The following is a 20487-nucleotide window of genomic DNA, read 5'->3' on the forward strand; positions in this document are numbered from 1 at the left end:
CCGCAAAAATTGATTCGCAGGCTTCGGCCGTACAATCGCCCGAGTGTCCAGGCAACTCTTTCAGGAAGGTGTAATGGAAACGAAGGAACAACAGCAAGCAAAGCAGGCGCTCAGCGACCGGCAGGCCAGTGATATCGCTCGCGAAGGTGCCCATGGCCCCGCTCATGACGACATGCCCGACCCTATCCGCAGTACAGCCGGCGTTCGCGAGGTTCCTCCGTCGACGCCCGTCACAAACACGGACGGCGCGTTTATCGCGACCGAGCATACGAGCTACGCGAACGAGCGTCAGTTTGTGCTCAAGGCCGGCAATACCTTTGTGGTCAACGACGCAAACGGCGACATCCGTGGCAATGACGACGGCCTCTTCGTCAACGACACACGCGTGCTGTCGCAGTTGCGCCTGACTTTTGGCGGACGCTCGCCGTCGCTCTTGTCGGGCAGCGTGTCCAGCGACAACGCTGTCTTTACAGCGCATCTGACCAACCGGCCGCTGCCGCTTATCGGCGGGGCGAGCACGCCTGAGGGCGTGATCCACGTCGAGCGCCGCCGGGTGTTGTCGCGCCATGTCCTGCACGAAGCCATTGTGTTGACCAACTACGGCACGGAACCGGCCACCGTGCCGCTTTCAATCAACTTCGCCGCCGATTTCCACGACATGTTCGAGGTGCGCGGGTCCACCCGCCCGAAACGCGGAACAATGCGCGAGCCGTGCATCGAAAATGGTGAAGTCGTGTTGCGTTACACGGGTCTGGATGAAGTCGAGCGGACCGCGCGCATTCAGTTTTCGCCTGCGCCGCATTCGCTTTCGGTCAATCGTGCGGATTACGTACTGCGGATCCAGTCGGAAACGGCCATGTCGATCTACTTGTCGATCACGGCCGTCACGCACGCGTTGAGCGACGCCAGTGCGGAGAGCAAGAAGATTGCTGAGGAAGGCGCCGAATGCGCGCCGGAATCGGGGCGGCCGGCTATTCGCGAGGCACTTGTCGATGCCCATCGGCGGATGCGCGAGCGGCGGCGTTCGGTGGCGCGCGTGCGTTCGAGCAATCCGTTGTTCAGCGAATGGATCGATCGTTCGCTCGCGGATCTCGGTCTGCTGACGACTGACCTTGAAACGGGACCGTATCCGTACGCGGGCATTCCGTGGTTTTCCACGGCTTTTGGCCGCGACGCCATCATTACTTCGCTGCAAATGTTGTGGATCGATCCGTCGCTTGCCCGCGGCGTGCTGCGGTTTCTCGCAGCGCATCAGGCGCGCGAGGACTCAGCGTTCCGCGATGCGGAAGTGGGCAAGATCATGCACGAGACCCGCAATAGCGAAATGGCTGCGACGGGCGAAGTGCCGTTTGCGATGTACTACGGCGGGGTCGACAGCACGCCGTTGTTCGTTGCGCTGGCCGGCGCATACGCCGAACGAACGGGCGACACGGCGTTGATCGACGAATTGTGGCCCGCGTTGCAACTGGCCGCGCAATGGATCGCGCGTCATTGCGACAAGAACGAATTCGGCCTGTTGAGTTACCAGCGCGCAACGGAAGCGGGGCTTGCCAACCAAGGCTGGAAAGACAGCGGCGACTCCGTCTTTCACGCCGACGGCAGTTTCCCGATCGGACCCATTTCGCTAGTTGAAGTTCAGGCTTACGCCTCCACCGCGTTTGCCACCATGGCCCGCTTCGCGAGACAGCGCAACGCACCGGACCAAGCATCGGACTTTGAGCAGCGCGCGCAAAACATCCGTGAACGCGTGGAAACAATGTTCTGGATGCCCGAGTCGGAGTTCTACGGTATCGCGCTCGACGGCAAGGGTGAGCTGTGCAAGGTGTTGGCGTCGAATGCGGGACACTTGCTCGCCTTTGACCTCGTCGAACGCAGCCGCGGTGAAGCCGTCGCGCGGCAGCTTGAGTCGACCTTGTTCAATACCGGCTGGGGCGTGCGCACGTTGGCGGCTGGCCAGCCACGGTTTAACCCTATGTCGTATCACAACGGTTCCGTGTGGCCGCACGACAGCGCCATGTGCGCGCGTGGACTCGCACGCTACGGTGACCGCAGCGGCGCAGTGCGCCTGTTGCAGGCACTGTTCGAAGCGGCTGTCACGTTCGATATGCGTCTGCCCGAGCTGTTTTGCGGCTTCACCCGGCAACGTGGCGAGCGGCCGATCGGCTACCCGGTCGCTTGCTTGCCGCAAGCCTGGGCGGCCGGATCGCCGTTCATGATCCTCGAGGCATGTCTTGGGATCACGATCGACGCCGAGAACCACGAAGTGCGTATCGACCGGCCGCAGTTGCCGGATGGTATCGACTGGCTGGAGATTGGTGAACTGCGGGTCGGCGACAAGACCGTGTCTATCACTTTCCGGCGCGTGGGAGGGCAGATCGTGCCGTCTATCGAAGGCGATATCCGCGTGGTGGCGGTGCTTTAACCGCACCGCGAACCTCGCCGCCGCCATTAGCTGCCGGGTTATTTGAACCGCGTATTTAAACCGCGACGCTGCCGACGTAGTTCTCGGCCAGCGCCGTGGCGGCGGCGCGCGATGTGGTCACGTGTTCGAGCTCGGCCACTTGCAGGCGCTGTTCGAACGGCGAGGTGTCGTCGAGTTTGTGCAGCATCCGGGTCATCCACCACGAAAAATGCTCTGCGCGCCAGACGCGTTTCAGGGCGGTCTCGGTATAGCGATCCAGCTTGTCGCTCGCGCCTTCTTCGTAGAACGCCTGCAAGGCGGCGGTCAGAATACGAACGTCGGACACGGCCAGGTTCATACCTTTTGCGCCGGTCGGCGGGACAATGTGTGCGGCGTCGCCAGCGAGGAACAGCTTGCCGGATTGCATCGGCGTGGAGACAAAGCTACGCATGCCGACAATGTTCTTCTGGAAGATCCGCCCTTCCGTGATCTGCCAGCCGTCCAGCGTGTCCACGCGTGCGTGGAGTTCGGACCAGATGCGGTCGTCGGACCAGGCATCGACTGAGTCCTTCGGGTCACACTGGAAGTACATGCGCTGCACGTTCGGCGAGCGGGTGCTGATAAGCGCAAAACCGCGATCGTGGCGAGCGTAAATCAACTCGTGCGCCGAAGGCGGCGCTTCGACCAGGATCCCGAACCAGCCGAACGGATAGATGCGCTGATAGTCGTGCCTCAGTGCCTGGGGCATTGACCCGCGCGCGACGCCTTGCGAGCCGTCGCAACCCATGATGAAGTCGCACTCCAGCTCGTGCTCGAACCCTTCGTGCTTGTAACGGATGCGCGGCCGGGTGGTGCCAGGGGCATCGTCGAAATCATGCAGCGACACGTCGCTCACGCCGAATTTCAACGCACCGTCGGCGGCTACGCGCGCGGCGACCAGATCCTTGATGACTTCGTGCTGGGCGTAGACGGTGATCGAATGGCCGGTGAGTTCGGTCAGTGCAATGCGCTTGCGTTGCCCTTCGAACGCGAGTTCGAAACCATGATGCACCGCACCTTCGGCCAGCATGCGCGCGCCGAGTCCCGCCTCGTTCAGCAGGTCCATCGTGCCTTGTTCGAGAACGCCCGCACGAATGGTGGATTCGATATCGCCTCGGCTGCGTGCCTCGAGCACGACCGATTCGATACCGCGAAGATGGAGAAGATGGGAGAGCAGGAGGCCCGCGGGACCTGCACCAATGATGCCGACTTGTGTACGCATGAATGTCTCCGTAATGCGTGTTGATTTTGTGGACACAGTCTTGCGCATCGGCAAGGTATCGCGCAACGCGATAACGTGGATAGGCTATATCTGGAATGCGGATAAAGGTCGTCGCCCATATTTCGGTTTTGGACAGAATTGTCCGACCGTGGGCGTAATCACTTCAAAGCTGCTGCCGACCCGCCAACGTCCAATTCCCAAACCTGAACCATCAATCGACCCCTGGGTCCGCTGCTTGCTGAAACCCGGTCTTCCACCATCGTTTTCAGGGAGACCGCACATGACCCAGATTTCCTATCCCAAGCCACCCTTTCCGGACCAGCAGCAAGACCGGCAACCCGGCCATAGCGCACCGATGAATCCTCCGCCTGATTACGGCGAGAAAACCTATAAGGGCTCGGGCAAGCTTGCCGGCAAGATCGCATTGATCACCGGCGCGGACAGCGGCATCGGCCGAGCGGTGGCGATTGCGTTCGCCCGGGAAGGCGCGGACGTCGCGATCGCCTACCTGAACGAGCACGACGACGCCAAAGAAACAGCGCGTTGGGTCGAGGAAGCGGGCCGGAAATTCCTGCTGCTGCCCGGCGATATCACCAACCCCGCGTTTTGCCGCGAGCTGGTCGCGAAGACGGTTGAGTCGTTCGGGCGCGTCGATGTGCTCGTCAACAATGCCGCTTACCAGATGGTCTACGACAGCCTCGAGGACATCAGCGACGAAGAGTGGGACAAGACCTTTGCGACGAACATCGGCGCAATGTTCCGCATCACGAAGGCCGCTGTGCCGCACATGAAGCCGGGCAGCGCGATCGTCAACACGACATCGGTGAATGCGGACAGTCCGAATCCGGGATTGATCGCGTATGCCACCACGAAGGGCGCCATTCAGAACTTCACAGGCGGCCTCGCGCAGTTGCTGGCGGAGAAGGGCATTCGCGCGAACGGCGTGGCGCCGGGGCCGATCTGGACGCCGCTGATTCCATCTACGATGAAACCCGAGCAGGTCAAGAATTTCGGCTCGCAAGTCCCGATGAAACGCCCCGGGCAGCCGGCAGAACTGGCGGCGGCCTATGTGATGCTCGCATCGGATGAAGCAAGTTATATCTCCGGCGCGACCATCGCGGTGACGGGTGGCAAGCCGATCATCTCGACGGGCGGCTTGAGCAATCCGGCTTGGAGCGGACGCGCCGTGCGTGCGAAACTCGTGTTTTCGCGCTCGCAATCACGACACGCCGCTCAAGGTACCCACGCTCATGCCCATGCCATTCACCATCCGCCGTCTGACTGCCGCCGACGCCAGTGCCTATCGCGATGTCAGGCTCGAAGGTCTCGCCCGACACCCCGACGGTTTTGGGTCGGCGTGGGAAGACGAAGTCGAGCAGCCGCTCGCGTTGTTCGAGCAACGGATTGTGAACGCGGTCGTGTTCGGCGGTTTTTTAGGCGATGAAAACGAGCTGGCCGGCGTGGCCGGGCTGATTGTTCCGCAAGGCGCGAAACTGCGACACAAGGGCGTCTTGATGGGCATGTACGTGCGCCCGGCCGCTCGTGGAACGGGAATGGCATTGGCGCTCGTTCAAGCCGTCCTGAGCCACGCACGCACGGTGGTGGAAGAGGTCCAGCTGACGGTTGCGCCGCATAACGAAGCGGCGCAACGCCTGTATCGCTCGGTAGGATTCGTCGAGTACGCGCGTGAACCGCGTTCGCTGAAAATAGACGGCAAATATCAGGAGGCCGTGCTCATGACCTTGCCGTTCCAACGTGTCGCCAGCTTATCAACCGACTAGCCGCCGCTCGATTCCTGCAACTGTTTCAGACGGTATTCACCCTGCCGCGCGAACATCCAGCCCGGGTATTCACTAGCGAGCTGGCTGACTTCATCGAGTGCGGCGAGTTCGTCGTCGTTCAGCTTCACTTGCGTCGCTGCGATGTTGTCGTCGAGTTGTCCGACCCGCTTCGCCCCGATAATCACGCTCGTCACCACCTTCTGGTGCAGCAGCCAAGCCAGCGCGATTTGCGCGACCGTCACGCCCTTGGCTTCGGCCATCTTCGTCATGGCGTCGATGCAATCAAATGCACGATCCATGTTCACTGGCGGAAACGAAAAGTTCGTACGGCGGCCCGGTTCCGACGAGCTTCCGTCGCGCTTGTATTTGCCGCTCAGCAAACCGCCCGCGAGCGGACTCCAGACCATCAGGCCGAGGTTTTCGCTCTTCAGCATGGGCACGATTTCACGTTCAAGGTCGCGCCCGGCGATCGTGTAATACGCCTGTAGCGACTCGAAACGCGCGAGGCCGAGCCGCTCCGAAATGCCCAGCGCCTTGGCGATCTGCCACGCCGCCCAGTTCGATACACCGATGTAGCGGACATGACCGTGCTGCACGAGGTTGTCGAGTGCGCGCAGCGCTTCTTCGATGGGCGTAGCGGTATCGAAGCCATGCAGCTGATACAAATCGATGTGATCGAGTTGCAGGCGTTTCAAGCTCGCCTTCACGCCGTCAATGATGTGATAGCGCGACGCTCCGCGCGAATTGACGCCTTTCGTGCCGGTTTCGCCGTGGATCTTGCTGGCGACCACCACGTTTTCGCGCGGCACCTTCAGGTTCTTGAGCGCTTGGCCGGTCATGATCTCCGAGGCGCCGTCGGCGTAGACGTCGGCGGTATCGATAAAGTTGATGCCCGCATCCAATGCCCGGCCGACGAGTTTGTCCGCGTCCGCCTGCTGCAGGCCGCCAATATTGGTCCAGATGCCGCCCTCGCCGAAGGTCATGGTGCCGAGGCATAATTCCGAAACGAACAAGCCGGTATTGCCGAATTTTCTGTTACGCATGCTGGGTTCCTTAGAATTCGTCCTTGAACTAGCGGGCTGTAGACTTCACGTTCGACTGTGTCGTCATCCGCTTCACGGCGGAACAACCGAACGCCCGAACGCCCGTTCGGTGTTTCAGCAACGCCGCGATGAAGCAGTATCTGCCTGTGGCGTCTCGCCCGGCTAGCCTGATCCTGTCAGATCCTTGCCCGATCCTGCAAAGGCCGCGCGTAGCGCTGGGCGAAAACCCGCAGGCACGAGTAAGCTGGGTGCCATTCGCCGGCAGTGCATGATTGATCGCGATTTGAACCTGACTAGCATCTGACTGACGGCAATTCTTCTCCATCCTTGCAAGACTGTGGCCGTTTCCGGGCAGCAGCCGCGCAAACTCACTATCTGCGAATCATGGCCCTGAATGAGACGGCGGATTCCGCCATCGACCCAACGAACCACGCTGACCACGGCGGTGCATCAACGCCGCTTGATCCGGGCCTCGATCACGCCCGGCTAGATCTGGTCGCGTTACTGGACCGCTTCACGGCAGACACCATTGGCACGTTCCAGACGGCGGTGCACGGTTTGTTCCTGCACCGGATCGTGCATTGCGGCGGCCCGAGCCACGGCATTCAGACACCCGCGCTTGGCGTGATCGCGCAAGGGTCGAAGCGGATCATGGTTGGCGACGAATTGTATGTGTATGACCCCATGCACTATCTGGTTTCATCGGTGGATTTGCCGGTGATGGGGCAGGTGACGGGCGCGACCGAGGAAACACCGTATTTGGGCATGCGGCTTGATCTCGATGTCGAGGAAATCACCACATTGATCCGCGATGAAAGCCTGCCGCCGTCGACGCCCGCAGATGCCTCGCGCGGCCTCTATGTCAACCGGCTCGGCACGTCGCTGCTGGATGCCGTTTTGCGTTTGCTGCGCCTGCTGGATACACCGGAGGACATTCCGATTCTCGCGCCGCTGGTCAAGCGCGAGATCCTGTATCGGCTGCTGATGAACGGTCCTGGCGCGCGCTTGCGTCAGATCGCGCTGCAGGACAGCCAGACACAGCGCATTGCGAAGGCGATCATGATGCTGCGCCAGCACTTCGATCAGCCGTTACGCGTGGAGTCGATCGCCCGCGACGTGCATATGAGCGTCTCGTCGCTGCACCATCATTTCAAGGCCGTCACGGCGATGAGCCCGCTGCAATACCAGAAGCAGTTGCGGCTTCAGGAAGCGCGCCGCCTGATGCTGATCGACATGACCGATGCAGCGACAGCGGCGCATCGCGTGGGTTATGAGAGCGCATCGCAATTCAGCCGCGAGTACAGCCGCCTGTTCGGTGCGCCGCCATTACGCGATACCCGCAAATGGCGCGAGACCGCCAGCGCGTGATCAGGACGTGCGGTTTTGCAGCAGCAGAAAACGAAAAAGCCAGGGACGTCCCTGGCTTTTTCGTTTTTAACGCTTGTTTTTAAGGCCTGCGCGACCAATCAATAGTAACGATGCGGAGGGCCGTCATAACGCGGTGCGTGATGGCGCTCCCACTCGCGCCGTTCCCAATAGCGATGCCCGTCGTAGTACCGGTCGCCGTGCCAGCCGCGGCTGTCGACATGAACGTAGCCGGGGTGGAAGTGGTCGTCGGCGGATGCGATGTTCGAGAAGCCGAGACTCGTTGCTGCCGCCACCGCGAGCGATGCGGCTGCCAAGCTTTTTTTGAGTGTCAACATGTTGGTTTCCTTCGCGCTTGTTGTTTGGTTTGTTGCTTTATCCCGCAAAGCCACGCTTAGTAGCGGCCGTAGTAGTCGTGATGGTGATATCCGCCGCCATCCGGTACGACGATGCAACCACCCAGGGTGCTGCCGAGGAGTACTGCGAGCGTGGCTAGAATCGCTAATCGTTTCATCGGTTTCTCCAAGTGAAATCCGTGAAATCAATTTAGCGATTAGCTAAATGACAAGCCGTTTGCGTTTGTAAGGAAAAGTGTGGCCGGAAATATTCGGGAGAGGCAGCGAAGGCTTGGCGCCCCGGCGCTGTTACCGAACGATCGCGGGCCTTACATTTGGGGTGAGCGAAACACCGACCACACGGCCGTCGCGCACGCCGCAGCGGCTGTCAACGCGCGTCCACTGCGCCTGGCCGCGGACTTTGGCGAACGCGCGCATGGCGATAACTTCGTCGACGGGAATGGGATTGCCCGCGCTGAAGATAGTCGTGTCGCTATCGATCTTTGCGCGCAGCACACGCCGGTCGGGGACGATGAACGTGTCGTACTTGGGCGTCAACGCGACCCAGCGATCAAACGCCGCCACGCAGCGAATCACCGGTTCAGGGACGCGCATGCGGGTCAGGTAGGCGTAGTCTTCCTGCGAGGGGTCAGGCGATTCCTGAGCGTGAGCGAGTTGCCCGAATTGCCCGAATTGACACAGCGACGCGCAGAGGATCAAGCCGAAAACAAGAGGTAAAGATTTCATGCGGGTAAAGGTACGGGGCACAAGGCGGTTGATGGGTAACGTTGAAAGACGGCATGGGACCGTGACTCGAAGTGTACCGCGTGAGCGTTTGCATGACAGTTTTCGACATTGACGCGGACTCGGCGCCCTGGTCATCAGCATGGCGTGTTGAATCGCGATTGCCACGTCCGGACGTCACAACCACCATAATATCGGTCACACGCCACTTTGCCGGATAACCGCGAATGACTGACATCAAGCTGAATGCATCCCCGTCGCCCCGACTGACCAGCCTGTCCCACGGCGGCGGTTGTGGCTGCAAGATCGCGCCGGGCGTTCTCGCCGACCTGTTGAAGCGCAGCGTGCCAATGCCGTTCTTCCCCGACTTGCTGGTCGGCAACGACACCGCCGACGACGCGGCGGTTTATCGTTTGAACGACGAGCAGGCGATTGTTGCAACGACTGACTTCTTCATGCCGATCGTCGATGACCCGTTCGACTTCGGCCGTATCGCGGCAACCAACGCACTCTCCGACGTCTACGCGATGGGCGGCAAACCGATCCTCGCGCTCGCGCTCGTCGGCATGCCGATCAATGTGTTGCCGCACGAGGTGATCGCGGCCATTCTGAAGGGCGGCGAGTCGATCTGCGCCGAAGCGGGCATTCCTCTCGCGGGTGGGCATTCCATTGATTCCGTCGAGCCTATCTATGGCCTGGCGGCCATCGGGATCGTGCATCCGAAGCGCGTGAAGCGTAACGCCTCCGCTCGTCCCGGCGACGTACTGATCCTCGGCAAGCCGCTCGGCGTGGGCGTTTTATCGGCGGCACTGAAGAAGGATCAACTCGATGCCGCCGGCTACGCCGCGATGATCGCCGCCACGACCAAGCTGAACCGCCCGGGCGCGGATCTGGCTCTACTGGACGCCGTGCACGCGCTTACCGACGTCACCGGCTTCGGCCTGCTGGGCCACACGCTGGAGCTCAGCCGCGGTGCCGGGCTGACGGCACGCCTGCGATACGCCGACTTGCCATGGCTGCCCGGCGTGGAGGCGTTCGCGAAAGCGGGCGTGGTCACCGGGGCATCCGGGCGTAACTGGACTGCATACGGGCACGAGATCATGCTGGCGTCATCGTTGCACGATGTGGCACGAAGCCTGCTCACCGACCCGCAGACTTCGGGCGGATTGCTGGTGTCGTGCGCGCCCGGAGCAGTTGACGAAGTGCTCGCCATTTTCCGCGCGGACGGCTTCGATCAGGCGGCTGTGATCGGAGAAATGATCGATGGCGAAAGCCGCGTGGAAGTCGTTTGACGCGTTGGTTGTTTGTTCGTTGTTGATGTCCGGGAGCGTCCCGGACTCACCGCCGCCAGGAGCACGATGAAAGAAGAATCGCCGAAAGCCATTTTCTACGCGCTCGCCGCCAACTTCGGCATCGCCGTCTGCAAGTTCGGGGCGGCTGCGTTCACCGGCTCCGGCTCCATGTTTGCCGAAGCTATCCACTCCACCGCCGATTGCGGCAATCAACTGTTGTTGCTGTTCGGGCTCAAGCGTTCACAGGCGCCCGCCGACGTGTTGCATCCGCTCGGCTCGGGCCGCGAGATCTACTTCTATTCCATGCTCGTCGCGCTGCTGCTGTTCTTTGTCGGCGGCGCGTTTTCGGTGTACGAAGGCGTGCATCGGATTGCCCGGCATGAGGTGGTCAGCAACCCGATTGTTGCGCTTGTCGTGCTGGGGATATCGGTCGTACTTGAGTCATTTTCCTTGGCCGGCGCGTTGCGCGAGATCCGCAAGACGTCGGGGAATAAGTCTCTCTGGAGATGGTTTCGCGAGACGCGCGAGTCCGAATTGATCGTGGTTACAGGCGAAGATGTCGCCGCGCTGGCGGGGCTCGCCATTGCGTTTTGCGCCGTGCTCATGACCATGATCACCGGCAATCCCGTCTACGACGCAGCGGGATCGATTGGCGTCGGCGTGCTGCTCATGGTGATCGCGTACCTGGTCGCACGTGAAGTGAAGTCGATGATCGTCGGAGAATCGGCGAGTCCGGAAGTGCGCCGGGCTATCGACGCGCACTTGAGCGCGCGCCCCGAAATTGTGCGCGTGATCAACCTGATTACGCTGCAGTGGGGCAAGCAGATCGTGGTGGCCGTGCAAGCGGAGATGGTGGACTACGACAGCGGCCGCGCGATGGTCGATGCAATCAATGTGATCGAAGCGGACCTGCAGCGCGCGTTCCCCGAAGCGCGTTGGGTCTTCTTCGAGCCGGATATTCCCCGCGTGGCAGAGGCGCGTGCTTGAGCAGGCAAGGTAACGTCCAACAAAGGTTCCACTAAACTTCGGAACTGCAGGGACGCTGGGGAGAATCCGGCATCACGGCAAATGTGCCGGTGGCTTGTCGTAATGCGGTCGCGGGGTATCGGGCGTGGCGGGAAGCTGAGTGTCGCCGCTGGCGGGAAGTAGCGTGGTGCCTTCATCCGGCGGCGCAACGCTGTCCACGTGCTTGCTCACTCCCGCAGCCGAGGGCGGGATGGGCTTCGCGGCGTGCTCAAGGTTGGCGTGTTCGGCGGCGGATCCGCGTGCGGGCGCAAGAAGTGCTACCAGCAGTCCGGTCGCCGACAGCAACATGGCGGTGCCGGCAAGGGCCATTCGGCGGGATCGCGTGGATCGGACAGTTCGCGGAATTTGGACGTGCATGCCCGAATCCGGTAGTTATGATCAGACGTTTGATGCACGAACCATTCCAGTTCGTCTAGTTTGTCCAGTTTGCACCGCTTGAGAGTGATCACCGCAGGTTCAATCGCGCTGCATGCCGGGCGCATCCGTGGCGGTTTTCCTAACCGAGTTCCTCATCCTCGCCCATGCGCAAAATTGTTCTCGTTGTCTTTCTTTTTGTCCTGAGCGTGCTGAGCGGCACGCTTGCATCTGCCGCGAACGCCGCCAGCGCCGCCAAGCCAGCCACAGCTGCCGCAGGTGCATCAACCGTCACACTGACCCCCGAACAGGCGCGCGCCGCACTGGCGGTCCTCAACGACCCCGCACGCCGCAGCCAGATCGAGGACACCCTACGCGCCGTCGCGGCTGCCGGAGCACTCTCTACGCCCGTCCAGGCAGCCTCAGGCAGCGCTGCGCCGGCGATCGCCTCGGCTGCAAGCGGAGCATCGGGCGCGGCGGGCGTTCTGGCGAAGTCACTCACGAGCAACGGGCTGGCATCGCAGATTTCGCATGAGGCGGGTTCCTGGCTCGGCGAACTCAGCGGCGGCTTGCGCCGTTCGGTCACCGCGTTGCTCGACTATGGCTCGGTGATGCAGTGGTGGCACCAGCGCACTGCCACTGCCAGCGGGCGCGATCTGGTGGGCCAGGTGATCGGATCAATCTCGATCTCGTTATTGCCCGCCCTGGTGCTGGAATACCTGAGTTCGCGATGGCTGCGCCGGTGGCGCGCACGGATCGCGGCCCGCGGGGTCGTGGATGTCGATGCAACCCAGCCGGAATTGGCGAAGGACGAGCGGGCGGCGGTGCACGCCGAAGCCGTGGCCGAGCGCTCAGGCAACGAGGCGGCTATCGAGGTCGCTGAACGCAAGACCGATACCGCCCGCGGCGTGCGCCACGCAGCGCGGCACTGGACGCTGTTGCAGCGGCTGCCAAGCGCCATTCTTCACAGCTTGCTCGCGTTGCTGCCGCTGATCGTGTTCACGATTGCGACTGCGGTACTGATGTCTATTTTCATCGACGACAGCACGCCGCAGGGACGTTCCGTCGGCGCGTTGATCGACGTGTACCTGGTGTGCCGCGGCCTGGTGATCGCGAGCGGTTTCTTCATCGCGCCGCGCGCGCCGGGCCTGCGCCTGATCCAGATCAGCGACGATGCCGCACGCTTCTCGCACGACTGGCTCGTGCGCATCGTGTGGGTGGCGGGCGCGGGCTCGGCGCTCGCTGAGGCTGCGGAACCGCTAGGCATGACCGACACGGCTCACGACGCGATCCTGAAGGCGGTCGCGCTGGTCGTGCACGTGCTGATCGCTATCGTGATCCTCAAATGCCGCGTGCCGGTTGCTGCCTGGATTCGCGAAAGCGTCAAGGGACGTCGGTCATTCGTACTGCTCGGTAATTGGATCGCCGATGTCTGGGCCGGCCTCTCGGTGTTTTTCGTGTTGGCGCTATGGTTCGTCTGGGCGCTCGATGTACGCAACGGGTATCGCACGCTATTTCATCTGTTTGGCATCTCGGTGCTCGTGCTGGTGGCGGCGCGCGTGGTCGCCATTGTCGCGTTCGGCGCGCTCGGCCGACTCTTTCATACGGCGGGCGGTGAAGACGACTTGTCGAGCAAGTCGATCGCGCATCGGCACGCCTATCGCTATTACCCGCTGCTGCGGCGCACCGTGCAGACGGTGATCATTGTCATTACCTTGCTGACGCTGCTGCAGGTCTGGGGGCTTCACGTCCTGACGCTGTTCTCGTCGGGCGGCGTGGGTCATCGGCTTGCGTCTGCACTCATTACTATCGGGGTGGCCGCCGCGTTCGCAGTGATCGTGTGGGAAGGCGCAAATGTGATGGTCGAGCAGCGGCTGGAAACGTGGACCACGAGCGGCGACCGTTTGCGGGCCGCGCGCCTCACGACCCTGCTGCCGATGATGCGCAGCGCGCTTTTTATTGTGATCGCGATGGTCGTCGTGTTGACGGGGTTGAGCGAGATCGGTGTCAACACCGCGCCGCTGCTCGCGAGCGCGAGCATCTTCGGCGTGGCGCTGGGTTTCGGTTCGCAAAAGCTCGTGCAGGATTTGATCACTGGCATCTTCCTGTTGATGGAAAATGCGATGCAGGTGGGTGACTCGGTCACGCTCGCGGGGGTGTCGGGCACGGTCGAATATTTGTCGATCCGCACGGTGCGTCTGCGGGGCAGCGACGGCTCGCTGTTCACGGTGCCGTTCAGTTCGGTATCGACGGTGAACAACACGAATCGCGGCATTGGCAACGCCGCGGTACGCGTGAGCATTGCGCTCGGACAAGACGTGAACCTGGCTGGGGATACGCTCAAGGAAATCGGGGCGTCGCTGCGTGAAGACGACGCGTTCAAGGACGGCATTCTCTCCGACTTCAGCCTGTGGGGCGTGGACGCGGTGGATGGGTCGAGCGTCACGCTCGCCGGTCAGATCCAGTGCCGCGATAGCGCGCGCTGGGGCGTGCAGCGTGAATTCAACCGGCGCATTGTGGACCGCTTCACGGAACGCGGTATCGAGATAGCGAATCCGCAGCGCAATTTCGTGATCGTGAAGGGCGGCGATGCGGGTGAGTCGGCTGCAGCCTTCAAGGGAGATCAGCGTGACGATCCCTCAACCGATGCGAATGTGAACGTGAATGCGCACGCTAACGCTAATGACAACGCCGATCAACGCGGTGGGCGCACCATCACTGGCGAGCCTTCGAACTTGCCGCCCGATGGTTCGAAGCCCAGCCTGCCATAAAACGCTTCGAGCGCGGCGCTATCGGGTGCGGTGTGATCGACGGAAGGCGCGGCGGGGCCTTCCCCTTTCTGCGTGAGCGGCCGCGGCACGAGTGAAAGCATGACGCCGTGCTTGTCCGCCAGCGCGACCAGCCGGTCCATGGCCGCGCGTGCATGTCCCCGATGATGTTCCCCCTCGGACCACAAGGCCTCGAGCGCGACGGCGCAGTCGCCGGTAACTTCGAGCCACATCTCGACGTGCTGGCGGTCCTCGACATGACTGGCGTGAAATGCATCGATCATTCGTGAAGCGGCGGTGTCGGACATGGGCGCCTTGCAGGGGAGTGGACTGAACAGCGAACGTGCAAACAAGCAAGTAAGTGAAACAGCAAGACTAGTGCTTGATGGCCGTTACCGGAACATTTTATGTTCCTTACAACGGTGTTCGTAGTCCTTTTATAATGCGCCCGATGCATGAACACCCGGCGAGTGGTACTGACGGTATCGACGAGACGGGCGTATGGTTCAGTCGTGCATCTTGCCGTGCGTTTCACCTCGCGTTCTCCTTCCACTTACGGTGCCGCCCAGATGAAATCGATTGTCCGTTCCTCGCTCGACCTGCTCCTTCATATTCCTCGCAGCCGCGCGCGCATCGTCAGTCAGCCCACGCCCATCCCCGCACGACTCGCGACATTAAGCCTGACGGTCGCGACGGCTTCGCTCTTGTTCAGCGCGTGTGAGCCAACGTTTGCGCGGGAGCCGTTTAGCGTTCATAGCGGTAATAGCACCGGCCACGGTCAGCTCGTCAAGGTCATGATCATTTCCATGTTCGGCCCCGAGGCCCAAGTCTGGCGCGACAAGCTCGGCCCTTGGAAGGCCATTCACGTGGCTGGACTCTCTCCGGATTATCCCGTTGTGAACTGCAACCGGCAGGAGGTCTGCGTGATGACCACCGGCATGGGGCACGCGAATGCGGCCGCTTCGCTGATGGCGCTCACTTTCTCCGATAAATTCGATCTGCGCCGGACCTATTTCATGATCGCGGGGATCGCCGGTATCGACCCGATGCAAGGCACGATCGGGTCTGCCGCATGGGCGAAATACCTCGTCGACTTCGGTATTCAATGGGAACTCGATGCGCGCGAAAAGCCGGATAGCTGGCCAAGCGGTTATCTCGGCATCAATACGAAGAGCCCGACCGATAAACCACCGCTCGATTACAAGACCGAAGTGTTCAAGCTGAATCCGGATCTGGCCGATGCCGCTTATGCGTTGTCGAAGAACGTGATGCTTGCAGACAGTCCCGAAGCGCAGGCCGCGCGCGCCAGGTTCAACTACGCGCCGGCGAACCAGCCGCCCAAGGTGATCCAGTGCGACACGCTGGCGAGCGATACGTGGTGGTCGGGGAAATACATCGGCGAGCGGGCGCGCGACTGGACGAAGCGCGTGACTGACGGCAAGGGGGTGTATTGCACGACGCAGCAAGAGGACAACGCGACTTACGAGGCGTTGTCGCGGGCGGCGAGTGTGCATCGCGTGGATTTGAACCGGGTGGCGGCCGTGCGTTCGGGTTCGGATTTTGATCGGCCATATGACGGGCAATCAGCCTCCGATAACCTCCTCAATTATGCGGCGCAAGGCGGTTTCGCGCCGGCTATCGACAACTTGTATAGGGCGGGTAATCCGCTGGTGCAAGAGATTGCAACTCACTGGACTGAATGGCGCGATGGCGTGCCGCAACACTAGCGGTTGCAGAGCGTTCGATGGCGTCTGCGCAGCGACGCAAGGCGCTTGGGAGGACCCATCTCTATCGGTTTTCTAGTTTTCATAGTCTCTGCGGACGCTGTTACAACTAAGTGCAACATGTGCCGTCCGACTGTCAGTCGGACATTTTGTTAGCCGAATTTCCGCATTAAAAATGAAAGGGAATCGACAGCATTTATCCGAGGGTTTTCCTTCTCTGCAATTCTGAAAGTCCAATGACTGGCTGTTACAACTTCGCCATTCATCGCAATCCGATTAATTCAGCGGGCATGTCAACCGACTTTCCGCCCCATCCGTTTTTTCCCTAACAAATCAACCGCCAAGCAAATCCCCTGTCAATTGAGGCAGTGCATTTCGCTTCAAAAGTGCCGCCAAAAATCGGTCACCCTTTCCTGTTACATCTTTAGGAAAAAATTACCGTTTCTCTTTGTTGTTTTATGGAAATTTATTATTGAGATGTTCTTGATTTCCCGCTGCGTGGTACTTACAATCCGTTTCACAGTGTTGTTACAAGATGTAACTCACTGAAACAAAGTTTAAACGTAGCCGAACAGAACAAACGTTTGGCTAGGCAAAAAAGATAGCTGGCAAAAAATGCCGGCAGGGTACTCGGGGTTTATATAGAACGCGGGAAAATCATGAACGGTCGCGAAACGCTGGACTCGATTCGAGAAATCAACTTGTCGTACATCATGCTCGCCCAGCGCATGCTGCGAGAGGACCGTGCCATCGGGATGTTTCGACTGGGTTTGTCCAAGGAACTCGCCGACCTTCTGTCCGGGCTGACGCTCGCGCAGGTTGTCAAACTGGCGGCTTCGGACCAGTTGCTGTGTTTTTTCCGTTTCAACGATCACACCATGCTGGCTGCACTCACGTCGCCCGCGAAGCATGCGGATATTGCCCCGACGCACGCAGCCATCTTGCTGGCCGGTCAGCCAGCAGAACAGTTCCTCTAAGCACGAGGCCTCGCCATGCTTAAGAAGAGCCTCACCGAAGATGCACAGGAAGTTTTCCGCGCGATCGCATTGATCGAACTCGGGGCGCGGATGCAAGTGCTCGAAAGTGAACTGACACTGTCGCGCGACCGGATGATCCGGTTGTACCGCGAGGTGAAGGGTGTATCGCCGCCCAAGGGCATGCTGCCTTTCTCGGCTGACTGGTATATGACGTGGCTCGCGAATATTCACGCTTCGCTCTTCTACAACACGTACATGTTCCTGAAGAAAGAAGCGGGTTGCTCGCACCTCGATGCCCTGACGAAGGGGTATCGGCTGTATCTCGAACACTGCAGAAATAGCGATGTCGAGGCGGTACTTGATCTAACGCGGGCCTGGACCCTTGTGCGCTTTTTCGATGCGGGCATGCTGCAGCTTACGAAATGCTGCCGCTGCACTGGAAAGTTCATCGCGCACAAACATGATTTGCAAGAAAACGTGGTGTGCGGGGCTTGTCAGCCGCCGTCACGCGCGGGGAAGACCAAGAAAGCGGCAGCCGCCCGTCAGGCGAGCCTTGAGACCGCGCTGTTGGAGTTGAGTCTGGTATCGAACAAAGAAGTGCCGGAATCGACGGTGCTCGAACACGCGGCGATGTTACAGCCGCGCACAGAAAGCCTGATTGCACAGGCTGCTTGAGCGGTAAGCGGACCGGCGGCCCCGAGGACCATCGTTTGATGGGGTGGCCGCAGGACCCGTTGCTGTTATTTTAAGTTTTTAAGGGGTGTTGGAATTTTTGGGGCTACCGAGGTTGGTAGCCCTTTTGCTTTTTCAGAGCCGCAGAGCTCTCCCACTTCTACGCCGACAGCAACGACCCTGTCCTATAAGCAGTAGCACTGGCGACTCGGGCCACTTCCATTCCCGCGGTAGCAAACCGTGCAATCTGCCGTGCATACAGCACACCGGTGGTCACGCAATTCAAGGGCGTAACGGTGTCCGTCAGCGGATCGACCACATCGGCAATGGCATCGCCGGCTTTGACCAGCGCTCCGACCTTCGCGCGAAACACCAGCACGCCGCTCACAGGAGCAACAATAGGCTCGGCGCCGGCAAGCGGCGTCGCCGGATACGAAAGCGCCGGCATGGCGGGCGCAGTCGCATCGATCACGCCGCGATGCATCAGGTAATTGATGATGCCCTGGGCGTCGGCATCGGCGAATTCATACGATACGTCGTGCTGGCTGCGCAGTTCCACCGTCACCGAAATGCCGGCATTAGGCACCGGAAAGCGATCGCCAAACTTGGCTCGCAGGTCCGACCAGCAGAAACTGTGAATCTCGTCGAACGGGTTACCCACTGAATTCAACGCCAGCAGCGATGCCTTCGAATCCAGATATCGCGCCAGCGGCTCGACTTCGTCCCAGATATCCGGATTGGTGTAGATGTGCAGCGCTGCGTCGAGGTCACAATGCAGGTCGAGCACGACATCGGCATCGTAGGAGAGCTTCTGCAATGCAAGGCGTTGCGACTCAAGCTCGGTCTGCGGTTTTTGCTCGTCCAGTACCTCACGCATCGCACGGCGCACGGCAAGCTTGTTGGCATTGCTGTCGCCGGACAGCCGGCCTTCAATACGCGGCGCGATCAACGCGGCCAGATCGTGGAAATTGCGGTTGAAGTTGTGGCCGCTGTTCAGCTCAAAACGCCCGAGCAGGGTGCCGTGCATGTTCTGGTTCAAGCCGATCGGGTTCGACACCGGCACGATCACCACTTCGCCGTGCAGCTTGCCCGCCGCTTCGAACTCGGCCAGTTGGCGCCGCAGACGCCAGGCGACCAGCATGCCGGGAAGTTCATCGGCATGCAGCGAGGACTGGATATAGATCTTTTCGCCGCCGCCCGGGCCGTAGTGAAAACTCAGGATATTGCGGGTGGTGCCGATCGACGGCGAAATCAGGGTGTGCGTTTTGGTTTGCATGATTGTCGGTGCATGGCGCGCTGGATACGCGTCGCGCTTGGGAAAAGTGTCGGCGTGTTCAGGAGAGCGGGGCGGAACGTTCGCGACGGCCACCGGGTTTGCCGATGCCGGTGGCGCTGGCTATTGCCTGCGGATACCTGCCAATGCCTGCAGCGGCGCCTGCCCCAGACGTTCGATCTTAGCTGAAAACGAGGGTTTTGCCGCGCCGGGCGAAAAAGACGGCCAGGACGCCGAAAACAAAACGGGCTCCGCGTTTGCCGCGGAGCCCGTTTTTTCAAGCGCTCAAGCTGTGCCCGGAACGCGTTCCGGAGTCAGGCTTGGGGACTGCTTAGCTGCCGTACACGTCGAAGTCGAAGTACTTCTTTTCAAGCTTCTTGTACGTGCCGTCCTTGATGATCGAGGCAATTGCCTTGTCGATCTGTGCCTTCAGGTCGGTGTCTTCCTTGCGCAGGCCAATACCAGCGCCATTGCCGAGGATCGTCGGATCGACCAGATCCTTGCCCACGAACTCGTAACCCGTACCGCGCGGTGTCTTCAGGAAGCCCACCTCAGCTTGCACGGCATCTTGGAGCGCTGCATCCAGGCGTCCAGCTTGCAAGTCGGCGTAGACGCCGTCCTGGTTCTGGTACGGCGTAACCGTCACACCCTTCGGCGCCCAATAGGTCTTGGCGTAGGTTTCCTGGATCGTGCCTTGTTCCACACCCACCGTCTTGCCCTTCAGGCCATCCGGTGTCGGCAAGATGCCGCTGCCCTTCTTGGCGATCAGGCGGGTCGGCGTGTTGAACAGCTTGCTCGAGAACGCAATTTGTTCGGCGCGTTGCGGCGTCATGGACATCGACGACAGCACACCGTCGAACTTCTTCGCCTTCAAGGCCGGGATCATGCCGTCGAAATCGTTTTCCACCCATACGCACTTCGCATGCAGGCGTGCGCAGATTTCATTGCCGAGGTCGATATCGAAGCCGACCAGCTTGCCATCCGGACCTTTCGATTCGAACGGGGCATAGGAGGCGTCGACGCCGAAACGGATGGTCGAGTAATCCTTCGCATTGGCGGTGACGGAGGTGATCGATGTGACGGCGAGCAAGGAAATCGTCAAAGCCGCGAGCAGTTTTTTCACTGTTTTTACTCCAAAGGTGGTCAGTACATCCCGGATAGGTCGATAGGTGAGCATCCGGGTTCGTCCGGCGTGAGGCCCCTCGGCGCCGGACAGCTTACATTCAGCGGATTGTGTCCGCCATAGAACCGCAGCAGGTTACCAAGCCAAAAAAATAAGGGAGTTGGTGAAAATCCCGATAGCTAATCTTGCAACCCTTATGCGAATGGGCATCTCGGCCTGTGCAGATAGTTGAATTAATTTTCTGCAACACGATTGTAAGTCCGATTGGTCGGTCCGACGATGCGTCTTGTTATGAGCGGCGGCCTATCGCGCGCGGCGGGGACGTTCCGGCCGTCGATCGGAGCCGAT

Annotated in this window: 17 protein-coding genes and 1 pseudogene; 10 read left to right on the forward strand and 8 right to left on the reverse strand. The window is 60.6% G+C overall.

The features are described 5' to 3' along the window. Positions 1 to 73: 73 nt before the first annotated feature. Entirely contained in the window at positions 74 to 2422 is a 2349-nt protein-coding gene (locus GSQ93_RS33690; RefSeq protein ID WP_254074205.1) for an amylo-alpha-1,6-glucosidase, read from the forward strand. 55 nt (positions 2423 to 2477) lie between these two features. On the opposite strand, the gene GSQ93_RS33695 is transcribed toward GSQ93_RS33690, so the two are convergent. Beyond that, positions 2478 to 3662 carry a 4-hydroxybenzoate 3-monooxygenase gene (locus GSQ93_RS33695; protein ID WP_158940253.1) on the reverse strand — a complete coding sequence of 395 codons (1185 nt, stop codon included), beginning with the start codon at positions 3660 to 3662 and terminating at the stop codon, positions 2478 to 2480. A gap of 280 nt (positions 3663 to 3942) precedes the next feature. Here GSQ93_RS33695 and GSQ93_RS33700 point away from each other — a divergent pair. Both GSQ93_RS33700 and GSQ93_RS33705 read left to right on the forward strand, forming a co-directional pair. Then, positions 3943 to 4806: pseudogene (locus tag GSQ93_RS33700) on the forward strand (glucose 1-dehydrogenase); the annotation flags it as partial. Positions 4807 to 4918: 112 nt separating this feature from the next. Next, positions 4919 to 5443: a GNAT family N-acetyltransferase gene (locus tag GSQ93_RS33705; protein ID WP_254074206.1), complete on the forward strand. Its 525-nt coding sequence runs from the start codon at positions 4919 to 4921 to the stop codon at positions 5441 to 5443. On the opposite strand, the gene GSQ93_RS33710 is transcribed toward GSQ93_RS33705, so the two are convergent. Continuing rightward, complete coding sequence (locus GSQ93_RS33710) at positions 5440 to 6486, reverse strand: aldo/keto reductase (protein ID WP_158940255.1); 1047 nt, start codon at positions 6484 to 6486, stop codon at positions 5440 to 5442. The genes GSQ93_RS33705 and GSQ93_RS33710 overlap by 4 nt on opposite strands. A gap of 384 nt (positions 6487 to 6870) precedes the next feature. Between GSQ93_RS33710 and GSQ93_RS33715 the strand changes: the two genes are divergently transcribed. Beyond that, positions 6871 to 7854, forward strand: coding sequence for an AraC family transcriptional regulator (locus GSQ93_RS33715; RefSeq protein WP_158940256.1), 984 nt, complete (start codon positions 6871 to 6873; stop codon positions 7852 to 7854). Positions 7855 to 7952: 98 nt separating this feature from the next. On the opposite strand, the gene GSQ93_RS33720 is transcribed toward GSQ93_RS33715, so the two are convergent. After that, positions 7953 to 8189 carry a hypothetical protein gene (locus GSQ93_RS33720; protein WP_158940257.1) on the reverse strand — a complete coding sequence of 79 codons (237 nt, stop codon included), beginning with the start codon at positions 8187 to 8189 and terminating at the stop codon, positions 7953 to 7955. A 306-nt stretch (positions 8190 to 8495) separates the two neighbouring features. Beyond that, positions 8496 to 8933, reverse strand: coding sequence for a hypothetical protein (locus GSQ93_RS33730; RefSeq protein ID WP_158940259.1), 438 nt, complete (start codon positions 8931 to 8933; stop codon positions 8496 to 8498). A 224-nt stretch (positions 8934 to 9157) separates the two neighbouring features. Here GSQ93_RS33730 and selD point away from each other — a divergent pair, with 224 nt between their 5' ends. After that, positions 9158 to 10222: a selenide, water dikinase SelD gene (selD, locus tag GSQ93_RS33735; protein WP_158940260.1), complete on the forward strand. Its 1065-nt coding sequence runs from the start codon at positions 9158 to 9160 to the stop codon at positions 10220 to 10222. A gap of 66 nt (positions 10223 to 10288) precedes the next feature. After that, positions 10289 to 11209 (forward strand): cation diffusion facilitator family transporter, encoded by a 921-nt coding sequence (locus GSQ93_RS33740; protein WP_158940261.1) that lies wholly within the window; start codon positions 10289 to 10291, stop codon positions 11207 to 11209. 72 nt (positions 11210 to 11281) lie between these two features. On the opposite strand, the gene GSQ93_RS33745 is transcribed toward GSQ93_RS33740, so the two are convergent. Next, positions 11282 to 11557: a hypothetical protein gene (locus GSQ93_RS33745; protein WP_158940262.1), complete on the reverse strand. Its 276-nt coding sequence runs from the start codon at positions 11555 to 11557 to the stop codon at positions 11282 to 11284. A 212-nt stretch (positions 11558 to 11769) separates the two neighbouring features. Between GSQ93_RS33745 and GSQ93_RS33750 the strand changes: the two genes are divergently transcribed. Beyond that, positions 11770 to 14373, forward strand: coding sequence for a mechanosensitive ion channel family protein (locus tag GSQ93_RS33750; RefSeq protein WP_158940263.1), 2604 nt, complete (start codon positions 11770 to 11772; stop codon positions 14371 to 14373). On the opposite strand, the gene GSQ93_RS33755 is transcribed toward GSQ93_RS33750, so the two are convergent. Further along, positions 14298 to 14678, reverse strand: a complete 381-nt coding sequence (locus GSQ93_RS33755) for a hypothetical protein (RefSeq protein ID WP_158940264.1) — start codon at positions 14676 to 14678, stop codon at positions 14298 to 14300. The two genes, GSQ93_RS33750 and GSQ93_RS33755, sit on opposite strands and share 76 nt — an antisense overlap. Positions 14679 to 14825: 147 nt before the next feature. On the opposite strand from GSQ93_RS33755, the gene GSQ93_RS33760 reads away from it, so the two are divergent. The 3 genes from GSQ93_RS33760 to flhC all read left to right on the forward strand — a co-directional run bounded on the left by GSQ93_RS33760 (position 14826) and on the right by flhC (position 17746). Then, on the forward strand, positions 14826 to 16097 hold the full coding sequence (locus GSQ93_RS33760; RefSeq protein WP_367889799.1) for a purine nucleoside permease: 1272 nt from the start codon (positions 14826 to 14828) through the stop codon (positions 16095 to 16097). Positions 16098 to 16753: 656 nt separating this feature from the next. Beyond that, on the forward strand, positions 16754 to 17071 hold the full coding sequence (gene flhD, locus GSQ93_RS33765) for a flagellar transcriptional regulator FlhD (protein WP_047845882.1): 318 nt from the start codon (positions 16754 to 16756) through the stop codon (positions 17069 to 17071). A gap of 15 nt (positions 17072 to 17086) precedes the next feature. Next, positions 17087 to 17746 carry a flagellar transcriptional regulator FlhC gene (flhC, locus tag GSQ93_RS33770; protein WP_158940265.1) on the forward strand — a complete coding sequence of 220 codons (660 nt, stop codon included), beginning with the start codon at positions 17087 to 17089 and terminating at the stop codon, positions 17744 to 17746. A 157-nt stretch (positions 17747 to 17903) separates the two neighbouring features. Here the strand turns inward: flhC and GSQ93_RS33775 are convergent, their stop codons facing one another. Together GSQ93_RS33775 and GSQ93_RS33780 are read right to left on the reverse strand one after the other, a co-directional pair. Further along, positions 17904 to 19019 carry a succinylglutamate desuccinylase/aspartoacylase family protein gene (locus GSQ93_RS33775; protein ID WP_158940266.1) on the reverse strand — a complete coding sequence of 372 codons (1116 nt, stop codon included), beginning with the start codon at positions 19017 to 19019 and terminating at the stop codon, positions 17904 to 17906. Positions 19020 to 19347: 328 nt separating this feature from the next. After that, positions 19348 to 20139, reverse strand: a complete 792-nt coding sequence (locus GSQ93_RS33780; protein ID WP_089159996.1) for an ABC transporter substrate-binding protein — start codon at positions 20137 to 20139, stop codon at positions 19348 to 19350. Positions 20140 to 20487 lie beyond the last annotated feature (348 nt).

It is taken from the genome of Burkholderia sp. S171, from assembly GCF_009766085.1.
Taxonomy (GTDB): Bacteria; Pseudomonadota; Gammaproteobacteria; order Burkholderiales; family Burkholderiaceae; genus Caballeronia.